Here is an 11,740-nt window from a genome sequence, read left to right on the forward strand (position 1 = left end):
CCTAAAAATCTTTTAGAACCCCTACAATTCTATTCAACTCTTCCTCAGTAATATTAGAACCACTTGGTAAACAAAGCCCCTTTTCAAATAGTTCTTCTGAAATTCCATTCTTATAACTTAGGCAATTTTTAAATACTGGCTGCAAGTGCATTGGCTTCCACAATGGCCTACACTCAATATTTTGATGCGATAAAGATACACGAATTTTTTCTCTTATGCTGTACGAATCGGTTAAAACACAGGTTAGCCACCTGTTTGAAGTATAACCAACAGGTTCTTCTAAAAATTGAAAGCGCGTGTGTTTTAAGGTTTTTTTATAAAAATTAAATATTCGTCTCCTTGCTTTAACTCTTTCTTCCAATACTTCTAACTGTCCTCGCCCAATTCCCGCAAGTACATTACTCATTCTATAATTATAACCAATGTGCGAATGTTGGTAATGCGGTGCTTCATCTCTCGCCTGCGTTGCTAAAAATATAGCCTTGTCTTTGGTTTTATCATCTTTGCAAATTAGTGCTCCTCCTCCAGATGTTGTGATTATTTTATTACCATTGAACGATAAAATTCCATAATCGCCAAAAGTTCCACATTGCTGCTTGTTTACCATACTTCCTAAAGCACTTGCTGCATCCTCAATAATTGGAATTTCATATTTTTTACCAATTGCTTTAATTTTCTCCACATTATACGGCATTCCATATAAGTGAACTGCAATAATGGCTTTTGGTTTTTTGCCCGCCTCCATACGCTCATTAATGGCTTTTTCTAACAAAACTGGGCACATGTTCCAAGTTTCTGACTCACTGTCTATAAAAACAGGTGTAGCTCCTACATACGTAATTGAGTTTGCAGTTGCCGAAAATGTAAAACTTTGGCACAATACCTCATCTCCCTGTTGCACTTTCAATAATACCAATGCCAAATGGATGGCCGCCGTACCCGAACTTAATGCTACTACCTTCTTTTTACCTTTTAAATATTTTTCAATCCCTCTTTCAAATTCAGTAATATTTATTCCCACGGGAGCTATCCAATTGGTATCAAATGCTTCTTGTATGTATTTTTGTTCTCCGCCACCCATATGAGGAGGCGATAGCCAAACTTTCTTATTCATTCTTATTTTTCAATTTCGGCGTGAAAGTACTATATTTTTTTATTATAACTATTCTAAATTGTAGCCCTACAACGTTAATTTTAAAACGTATATCGTTTGTAATTATTTCATTTTTTTAATGAAGTTCTTTTTGTGCCTGCTATTATCTTATAAATAAGGGGTTATCTTGGTTTTGCAGTCGTGCAGTCTTGGGGTCTTGCGGTCGTGCAGTCGAGTTGATAATGATGAAATAAGCTCTTTTTTTAATTTAATTCGTTACCGCTAATTTGTTTCAGAATTTGTTATTGTCAATACAAAATTAGGGTTGGAGCTATTTAGAAACAGCTTGCTTTGTTGTTTCTCTATGCGAAATGACGTATAAATTCGTTGTTAAAAATGTAAATTACCTGCCTACTGGCAAAGCAGGCTTGAAATAACAATAGGAATCAAATACAACATAAAACTGCTGTCAGTTCGAGTGCCGTAATGAAATGAAGCTGTATCGAGAACTAATTATTTGAAATAACCATTTCTCTCTTTTACTTACTATCCTTTTTGCATTGTCCAATACTTTTTCATTGATAAAAAGTATTCAAAAATCTAGGCTTACGATACTTTCCCTAAATTTTTTATTCAATTTCTAAATTTCAGAAACTCGCTTTAGTAGTTTTTAACTGTTTTTACAATTCGTAAAGCTCTAACAGTCTGAAATTTGTTGCGAAATTTTCATCGCAAATTTTACGCTAAAGTCTCGATAGGCCGCTTGAATAATTACCAGCATCCTATACAAACATAGGATGACGGATGGGTTCGTCTGTTCTAGTGCCGTAATGAAATGAAGGTGTATCGAGAACTAATTATTTGAAATAACCATTTCTTTCTTTTACTTACTGTCCTTTCTTACATTGTCCAATACTTTTTCATTGATAAAAAGTATTCAAAAATCTAGGCTTACGATACTTTCCCTAAATTTTTTATTCAATTTCTAAATTTCAGAAACTCGCCTTAGTAGTTTTTAACTGGTTTTATAATGCGTAAAGCTCTAACAGTCTGAAATTTATTGCGAAATTTTCATCGCAAATTTTACGCTAAAGTCTCGATAGGCCGCTTGAATAATTATCAGCATCCTATACAAACATAGGATGACGGATGGGTTCGTCTGTTCTAGTGCCGTAATGAAATGAAGGTGTATCGAGAACTAATTATTTGAAATAACCATTTCTCTCTTTTACTTACTATCCTTTTTGCATTGTCCAATACTTTTTCATTGATAAAAAGTATTCAAAAATCTAGGCTTACGATACTTTCCCTAAATTTTTTATTCAATTTCTAAATTTCAGAAACTCGCTTTAGTAGTTTTTAACTGTTTTATAATTCGTAAAGCTCTAACAGTCTGAAATTTGTTACGAAATTTTCATCGCAAATTTTACGCTAAAGTCTCGATAGGCCGTTTGAATAATTACCAGCATCCTATACAAACATAGGATGACGGATGGGTTCGTCTGTTCAAGTGCCGTAATGAAATGAAGGTATATCGAGAACTAATTATTTGAAATAAACATTTTTTCTTTTACTTACTATCCTTTTTGCATTGCCCAATACTTTTTCATTGATAAAAAGTATTCAAAAATCTAGGCTTACGATACTTTCCCTAAATTTTTTATTCAATTTCTAAATTTCAGAAACTCGCCTTAGTAGTTTTTAACTGGTTTTATAATGCGTAAAGCTCTAACAGTCTGAAATTTATTGCGAAATTTTCATCGCAAATTTTACGCTAAAGTCTCGATAGGCCGCTTGAATAATTATCAGCATCCTATACAAACATAGGATGACGGATGGGTTCGTCTGTTCTAGTGCCGTAGTGAAACGAAGGTGTATCGAGAACTAATTATTTGAAATAACCATTTCTCTCTTTTACTTACTATCCTTTTTGCATTGTCCAATACTTTTTCATTGATAAAAAGTATTCAAAAATCTAGGCTTACGATACTTTCCCTAAATTTTTTATTCAATTTCTAAATTTCAGAAACTCGCTTTAGTGGTTTTTAACTGTTTTTACAATTCGTAAAGCTCTAACAGTCTGAAATTTATTGCGAAATTTTCATCGCAAATTTTACGCTAAAGTCTCGATAGGCCGTTTGAATAATTACCAGCATCTTATACAAACATAGGATGACGGATGGGTTCGTCTGTTCTAGTGCCGCAGTGGAATGAAGGTGTATCGAGAATTATTCACCTTACAAACTACTTCTCGATACAATTTTCTCCGAAAATCACCTGCCTACCGGCAAGGCAGGCTCGAAGTGACACTACTTTTTTAAAGTATTAAATACGAATAGGTAACAAATAGCCATGCTTAAAACAATAGCTACTACAATGCCCAACTGTGCTATAAATGCCAATTGATAACTATAAATTACCACAACATTTAGTAGCAACTGAACCAACGCATACACACCTGCTACTTTTAAATGAGACCAATGTGCTTTATCAACCAATTTTTGGTAGATATGATGCCTGTGTGCTTGTGTAATAGATTCTTTTAAACACATACGGTATAAAATGGTTAATACACCATCTACACCATAAACCAATACCAAAAGTACCAATACAGGAGCTTGTAAATGAACTATGAATTTTAAAACTAAAAACAGTATTAACATTGCTATGGTAATACTTCCTATATCACCAGCAAAAAAACGGGCTTTTTTTCTAAAATTATAATAGCCAAAAACCAGCAGTGCTATTATGCTAAACACAATAAGCCGACTGTCTATAAACTGTTCTTTTACATTTATAAAAAATAAGCCTCCTAAAACAGCTAAACTATACAAACCCGTAATACCATTAATGCCATCCATAAAATTATAGGTATTAACAAAACCTACCCCAATTACTAACAATAAAGCGAGTAACCAAATAGGATGCTGATGCATTTGAAGTTCTATCAACAATAGAAATACTGCTATAAACTGAAAAGGCAATCTAATTTTAGGACTTAACGATATTAAATCATCTAAAAAACTTAGTAAGGCAATAAGTGAAACTCCTGCAATAAAATAGGGGTATTGAAATTTAGAGCTGATAAAAAAGAGAAGTATGGCTATATAAAAAAGAATACCTCCACCTCTAATAGTAGGTAAAGTATGTGAGCTTCTAAAGTTTGGGTTGTCAACTATGTTGTATTTTTGGGCTAGTTTAATATAAATCACTGCACAAAATATTAAACTTAATGTACTAATTATATATTCCATTTATATATTCCATATTTTTATTCTCGTTAATATAAAAAACCAAATAACCAAAGCGGTATAGTGGTTCCTGTTCCATTTTCAATAGTATCTTTTACAAGAAAAGAGTTTGAAATTCCTTTTAGTTGTGACTTGCTTTTATTTTTATCTCCTATTTCAAAAGTATAAGTGTCATCTACAGTAATATTTCATTTAAACTAACCGTACCTAAAGTATTGCTACTATTATAAGGTACCTGAAAGTAACAAATAGTTTATTGCCTTTTACTTTAATAAATTCTTATAAAATTTCAACCATTCATTTGAAACATAGTTAGCAGTAAAATTCTTGGTGACATACTCAAGTCCTTTCTCTCCAAAAGTTCTTATTAAATTAATATCAGTTGCAAGTAATTTCATTTTTTCAGTTAATTCTATTACATCTCCAACTTTATGTCTTAAACCTGTTTCATTATTAATAATTGTATCTCTCAAACCATAAGTATCGCTACAAATAACACCCAGTTTACAACTTGATGCTTCAATAATACTTGTGCCAAAACCTTCTCTATAGCTAGGCAAACAAAACACATCACCTGCTTGCATTAATCTTTCTGGATTAGTTGTTCCTCCATAATACATAAAATGCTCTTTATTTGCTATTATCTTACTTACATCATTTATACAATTACCCTCATCATAACCAACAACTAATAAAAATATTTTTTTGTTAGTTGCTAATAATGATTTAAATGAATTTGCCAAATCAATGATTCCTTTATCTTTCTTAATTCTACCCATAAATAGAAATACGATAACTTCATCATCAATTTTAAATTCATTTCTTAGTTGTTTTCTTATCGTTAGATTTTGAAAAAACCTAGAAGTGTCAACACCACTAATTGACCCTTTACCTAGTACTGATGAGTTAAGTTTAGTTACAACACCTTCTTTTATCAAAAAATCTCTTTGTGAATTACTATCAACCAAGACTTCTGTATTAAGTGTAACAATTAATTTATCAAATAGTTTTAACAAATATCTAAAAACTCCTGTTTTTGTATACCATACTTGTCCTGTGAAAATATGAATTCTATTTGGAGTTTTAGATATTTTACCCGCAAGAGCACTTACTAACCCAGCCTTAGGCGCCAATGAATGGACGGCTTCAAATTGCATTATATTTATATAATTCGCTAAACTAATAACAGACTGAATATCTTTAATTATACTTATTTTTCGCTCAATACGAATTGATTTTATTTCTTTTAAATGAAAATGTTTTATACTTTGTTTGTCTTCTTCTGAAAAATTACCAACTAAATAAATATCGTACTCTTTTGCTAGGACCTTTATATGATGTTCTAAAAAAAATCTAGTGGTTAGTATTGAAGATACAACAAAACAAATTCTCTTCTTCATAATTTTATTTTAAAAATTTATTCAATCTTTGTTGATTTTATACACTCTATTTCAAATCTAACCTTATCATAATAATCTTCATTATTAATAAGACTATTTCTTCTTTTAAGGAGTAATTCTAATTGATTTATTCTCTTTAAAATTTTTATAATGAAGGATTTTAAGTGCGATTTAAACACTAATTTATTTTTATCTCTTTTTCCATACTTCCTGTACATTTGTCTTTCATTTTTATAAGCTATCAATAACTTCTCAGAAGTAGCATTATTTTCCTCTCTGTAATAATAGAGTGGCTCTTGTAACAAATAAATATTAAAATCATTTTTGCTACTAGCCCTCAACCATAACTCATAATCTTGTGCTATCTTTAAGGTTGTATCATATGGGTTTCGCGTAAACCAACTCTTACGACCAATAATTGCTGCATGAACTACACCGCATCCTTTTTTATTTAACACTTCATCAAAAGATATTGTGGTGTTATAATGCCAACGTACACCAATAAGTTTTAAATCATTTGTTACGGAAAACAACCCTGTAGTCACCAAATCTATTTCGGGGTATTGCTCTAAAATTTTTAGCTGTTTTTCTATACGTGTAGGCGACATTAAATCATCAGCATCCATACGTGCAATAATATCAAATTTTGCCAATTGCACAATTTCATTCAATCGCGTAGCCAATTTTTTATTTTCCCCATCAGAATACACTCGTACTCTGGTGTCTTGTACCGATTTTGCTATTTCAAGTGAGCCATCAGTAGAGCCGTCATCTATTAAAATAAGCTCCCAATATTGATGTGTTTGTGCAAAAACCGAGCGAATAGCATCAGCCAAATATTTTTCAGCATTGTAAAAAGGAAGGCCTATGGTTACTGGTGTCATTAAATTAAATTTAGTATTTGAGGGTTTACAATATACGGGTTTAAGCTTGCCATTTCACCTATAAAAATATAGAAAAAGAATATATGCACCACTATAAAAAACACAAAAACCAATGCTATTTCTTTTTGCTGAAGGCTTTTAAAAATAATAGGCCAAATAAACATGGCTGTTAGTATGTAATAAAGTGCCAAACGTGTCATTTCTATGTAAGCTCCTGAAAAATACACAATTACATAAACCATTGTACCAAACAAAAACATATTTAAATATACATCATACGTTTTTTTAAATCTAGTTAGTATTTTTGGTCTAATAAGTACAAAAAATAACGAAAGTAAGGTAAAAGCCAATGTTAAATAAGCACCTCCTGTAGCTTCTATGTCTTGGTATTTTGCATATTGTTCACTAAATAAGGTCATGTAACCCATAAACACATTGAAAAAAGCGATGACTACCACCGTAGCCATTATTAAAAAGAAGAATAGTTTGGTGCTAAACTTTGTTCTAAACAAAAAATACAAGGGAATACCAAAAATAACCGATTTATGAAAAAATGAAGCTATTAAAATCCAAAATACATATTTTTTAAATTTTCCTTGTACTAAAAATACAATGGCATACACAAAAACACCTGCTGCTAACGCTTGCCTTGCTCCGTTAAATACATAGGTATAAATACCAAAAGTTATAAAAACAAAAATAGAAATAGCCCTATTTTCTGATAGCTTATATATGCCTTTTAACTGAAAAAACAATACTACAGAAGCGGTAACCAGTAAAATAGCTACATATTGATGGGAAAACAAGGAAGCTATATATTCTAAAAACCGATAGCCAATTTCTATACGGGTATGTTGAGTCATCAACTCCATAAAACTAAGGTACTGCCTTTCAAATCGGTTGGCATACATATTGGTATCACTCCCCACACTTATACTTCTAAACCCTGCAAATAAGGTAAGCGCTATAAAAATAAGCACTTTGTAATAGTTACTAATTTTTTTAGATTTGTCTTTTGTGTTTTCACTTATAAAAGCAAGAAAAACAACCAACACTAATATGATAAAATAAGGAGTCACTACTAATTATGATTTATTTTTAAGAAGGGTTTGTATAACCTCATTATGTGATTCGCAACGAATTAAATTCTGTGTTATTTCCAACTGTTTTTTTGAGTATAAACCTTTTATAATTCTATTGTTAAGTATCCTATTTAACTTATTTAAAACCCTCCCCAAACCAAATAAATGTGGTAAGTACAACGCTTTTTTAGCTTCACAAAAAGCACTCCAACTATTTTCAATAAAATCTTCTTTTTTAATTTCCTGCTTTCTTTTAGCAATACTGTTAAGCACTTGTTTACTTTCTAAAGCATTCATTAGTGTGATTCCTGAATTGGTAGCACAAATAGGGATGTATTTGACTGATGGATTTTTACTAAGTGTAATTTGAACCAACAAACCGTTGTTCCAATTACTATCATTTTCTCGGTATCCAAACACGGTATTTCCTTGTCCGTACAAAATAGTCCCGTTTTTATACACTTCTTCTGTACCAATTACATGACTGTGTTGGCAGGTTATAAAATTGACTCCTGCATCAATCATTTTTCTGCATTTTTTTTGTAGCAACGGACTTGGATATTTATAATATTCAATACCTCCGTGGAATAAAACAATTAAATAATCTACTTGTTTTTTAAATGCTTTAATAGCTTCAAAATCATCTAACACATCCAGTAAATTTGCACCGGCTTCATTTTTATAGGCTGCATTAAACTCGTGCTCTGCAAATGCCATGATACCAATTTTCCAGCCGTTTTTTTCAATAATCAACGGTTTTTTGGCTTTTTGCTGGTTGATACCTGCTCCTACCGTTGCTATATTGTTGTTTTTACAAATTTCTAAGGTGCTTTTAACACCTAGTGTACCACAATCTTTACTATGGTTATTTGCTAAACCCAAAGCGGTAAAGCCTACGTTGGTAAATAGGTTTATAAAAGAAGGCGTTCCTTTTAAAATAGGCCCCGTTTTACTTACTTTGGTACAAGTATTGGTGAGTGCAAATTCTAAATTTCCTGCCAATACATCGGCATTTTGTAGTATTGGAAGTACATTGTTAAACAAGCCTTTGGTGTTGGCAGTTTTAAAAAAATGCTCGGTATCTTTGGTTGGACATATATCTCCGCATAATACTATTTGAGTCTCTTTTTTCATATTAACTTTTGTACAAATTTTCTAGTTGTTTTGTATTTCCAACAATATCAAAACCCAATGTTTTTATGTTGCGTAAAATTGCTTCTTTGTTTGTGTTCTTTTTATCTTTTGCGGCTAAAATAGCCGTTGCCCACTTAGGCGCTTCAAAGGTATTTAAAAATGTAACCAAATTTAACTGCATATCCACACTTTTTGGAAAGCCTTTATACAATATACAAGGTGTACCTGCTGCTTGTGCTTCAACTGCAACCAAGCCAAACCCTTCTTTTAGTGCCGGCGCTACAAACACATCTAACGCATTCATAAGTACAGGCACATCATTTCTATTTCCTAAATGTATTACTTTTTTGGTAAGCTGATACTCTTTTATTTTCTGATTTATTTCTTGCATATAAGCTGCATCATCTATTCGCCCTGCAAAAACAAAATAAAAATCTATATGTTGAGCTTGTAATTCTTTTAAAACTTCCAACATAAATGCTACATTTTTATGACGAACTAAGCGCCCTACATTTCCCAATAACAGTGTTTTATTGCTACTAGTAAGTGATTTTTTAAATGCGGTTACTTGCTGTGCTGTTACTTGTTGAAAGTTATGTACAGCTACTGCATTGTTAATAACTACCGTTTTATTTTTAGTTACCAAACTATTATAAAACAGGCTTTTATTAGCTTCTACGGAAGCACCCCAATAATTAGTTGCAAAAAAATGAATGAGTATTTTTTGAAAGAATAACTCCATAGTTTCAAACAATACACGCAGTTTAGAACCTCTAAATTTTAAATTGGCATGAGAATGCACAATTATTTTAGAAGCTCCCGCCAGTTTTGCTGCCAACGCAATAATACCCGATTTTGCGTTTAAATGAATGTGTACCACATTAGGTTTTCCCAATTCGTTGTATATTTTTTTAAACCTACGTATGTAGTGTAACGGCCCTAAATCCCATTGTGTAGCAATGTGTTTTATGGTGGCTCCTTTTGCTAAAATTTCATTGTCAAAATCACCTTTTACAATACCTTCTTTTAATTTGTAATTTATTAAAAAATCAAATTGTATATCTGGTGAAATATGCCTAAAAATATCCATGAGCATTACCTCAGCACCACCTCGGTTCATAGCGCCTGTAACATGCAATACTTTTAATTTATTTTTTGACATTTAAATAGTGGTTTTCAACCGTTTTTTACATTGCACATAAATTCGTTGGCATTGACTTTCATCTTTTACATAAAAAAGCTTTTTTTTATAATAATTGTACAACCAATTATTGCATTTTTTATGATTGAGTATAAAAACCTTATTGGCAAAAATTCGCATTAACCATTTTCGTTTTGCACTTATTTTTTCAAAAGGAATTACTTCTAATATTTCAAAATGTTTTTCAAGTTCATCAGTAAGTGTTTTAACAGAAAAATGCCTGAAATGATGTGGTGCTACCGGTACATTTTTATGAGGTACGGTAAGATGTAAAATTCCATTATTTTCCAAAATATTGTACACACCTTTTAAAAACTGTTCGGCATTTTTAGGCTCAATATGCTCATAAACTTCCATTAATGTGGCTACATGGTATTTTTGAGGTAATTTATCTTCAATAATATTTGCAGTAATAAACTCAATGTCTAGTTCATAATTCAAAGCCTTTGCTAATTGAATAGGACGATTTGAATAATCAACTCCGGTTACTTTAACATTGGGAAACTTTAAACACAACTCTCTAGATAGTCTTCCTTCGCCACAACCAATATCAATAATTGATTTTACATTGTTATTTTTAGCAATTTTTTGAAGCAATAACTCTACCGCAGAAGCATAATTTAATCCCCAATCAAACAGGTAAACCATAGAAAAATATTGTTTAAACTGTACTGCATAATGGTACGGAAATTTATAAAAATTATCTTGTACTTGTTGTTCTTGTGATAAATTCATTTTTTATTACTCTTAAATTATATGGTTTTTTGTTTAGGTAAAATAAGCATTTCGCCCCATATTTTATCGTATTTTTGGGGCTTAAAATCGGGCATACCGCTTGCAGGAAAAAAGGTTAATTCTCCAAAGATAATTTTTTTATTTACTTCGTAAAAATCAACTCTTGTATAGGGAAACTCTGATGCTAAATCATTTGCAATAACAAGCATTTCATTAAACCCGCAAGGCTTTGGTATTTGTACCTCTGGCAAAGGTGTTAAATCTTTTCCAAAAGGCGCCAACTTCCAATTTAAATCGTAAAAATTTTGAGCATGTTTTTTTTGACCTCTACCATTGTTTGCTTGAATAAATTGTGCTTTTCCGTTAAAACAATGAAATTTATAATCCATTAAAGCACCGCTTTTGTCTTCCAAATAGTGTTCACATACTAATTGTGGTTTTATATTTTTATACACCCACTCTCTACCATTCCAAAAAATATTGTGTTTTAACCAGCTTTTTAAAATACGTTTCCACAAAAACCAATTTATGGTGGTTTTATCTTTTACTATTAAATTCCAACCACTGCCATGGCTTGCTTTTAGTACAAATTTGTTGGGTAATTTTTTTAAATCAATATCCGCTACATTATCGTACACTTGTATTAACTTGTTTAGCAAATGTGCATAGCCCTTTTGTTTTAAATAAGCTCTTACTTCAAATTTATCGGCTGCTATAGGCATTGTTGGATTGCGGTAATACAATTTTAACCATTGCATTTTTTCACTAAATAAGGTTGGATTTTTTAAATTTGGATAGCTCCCAGAATACGCGTAATACATATTGGTTACGGCCTCTATATCAGTGTATTTTTTTAGTGCTTTTTGTCCTTTTAATCGCACAAATTCTGTCCAAACATAATACAGCAGTAAATTGTTATTCTTTAATTGAGTAAGTATGTTACGTAATTTTTTCATGTTG

9 protein-coding genes are annotated in these 11,740 nt (G+C 31.4%); all 9 read right to left on the reverse strand.

Annotated features, from left to right (window positions below; genetic code table 11):
- Position 1: 1 nt before the first annotated feature.
- A complete protein-coding gene (locus Lupro_RS06195) occupies positions 2-1,114 on the reverse strand; it encodes a DegT/DnrJ/EryC1/StrS family aminotransferase (RefSeq protein WP_068207413.1) in 1,113 nt (370 codons plus the stop codon).
- A 2,288-nt stretch (positions 1,115-3,402) separates the two neighbouring features.
- Entirely contained in the window at positions 3,403-4,347 is a 945-nt protein-coding gene (locus Lupro_RS06200; RefSeq protein WP_068207416.1) for an MraY family glycosyltransferase, read from the reverse strand.
- 260 nt (positions 4,348-4,607) lie between these two features.
- Positions 4,608-5,744: a glycosyltransferase gene (locus tag Lupro_RS06205; protein ID WP_068207419.1), complete on the reverse strand. Its 1,137-nt coding sequence runs from the start codon at positions 5,742-5,744 to the stop codon at positions 4,608-4,610.
- A gap of 17 nt (positions 5,745-5,761) precedes the next feature.
- Positions 5,762-6,628 (reverse strand): glycosyltransferase family 2 protein, encoded by an 867-nt coding sequence (locus Lupro_RS06210; RefSeq protein WP_068207422.1) that lies wholly within the window; start codon positions 6,626-6,628, stop codon positions 5,762-5,764.
- Positions 6,628-7,707, reverse strand: coding sequence for an EpsG family protein (locus Lupro_RS06215; RefSeq protein ID WP_082703869.1), 1,080 nt, complete (start codon positions 7,705-7,707; stop codon positions 6,628-6,630). Before Lupro_RS06215 ends, Lupro_RS06210 begins: the two co-directional genes overlap by 1 nt.
- Positions 7,708-7,713: 6 nt before the next feature.
- On the reverse strand, positions 7,714-8,844 hold the full coding sequence (locus Lupro_RS06220) for a CapA family protein (protein WP_068207428.1): 1,131 nt from the start codon (positions 8,842-8,844) through the stop codon (positions 7,714-7,716).
- Position 8,845: 1 nt separating this feature from the next.
- On the reverse strand, positions 8,846-10,006 hold the full coding sequence (locus Lupro_RS06225; protein WP_068207432.1) for a glycosyltransferase: 1,161 nt from the start codon (positions 10,004-10,006) through the stop codon (positions 8,846-8,848).
- Positions 10,007-10,780 (reverse strand): class I SAM-dependent methyltransferase, encoded by a 774-nt coding sequence (locus tag Lupro_RS06230; protein ID WP_068207435.1) that lies wholly within the window; start codon positions 10,778-10,780, stop codon positions 10,007-10,009. It abuts the gene before it with no gap.
- Positions 10,781-10,797: 17 nt separating this feature from the next.
- Entirely contained in the window at positions 10,798-11,736 is a 939-nt protein-coding gene (locus Lupro_RS06235) for an ATP-grasp fold amidoligase family protein (RefSeq protein WP_068207438.1), read from the reverse strand.
- Positions 11,737-11,740: the final 4 nt, after the last annotated feature.

The sequence above is a fragment of the Lutibacter profundi genome, from assembly GCF_001543325.1.
GTDB lineage: Bacteria > Bacteroidota > Bacteroidia > Flavobacteriales > Flavobacteriaceae > Lutibacter > Lutibacter profundi.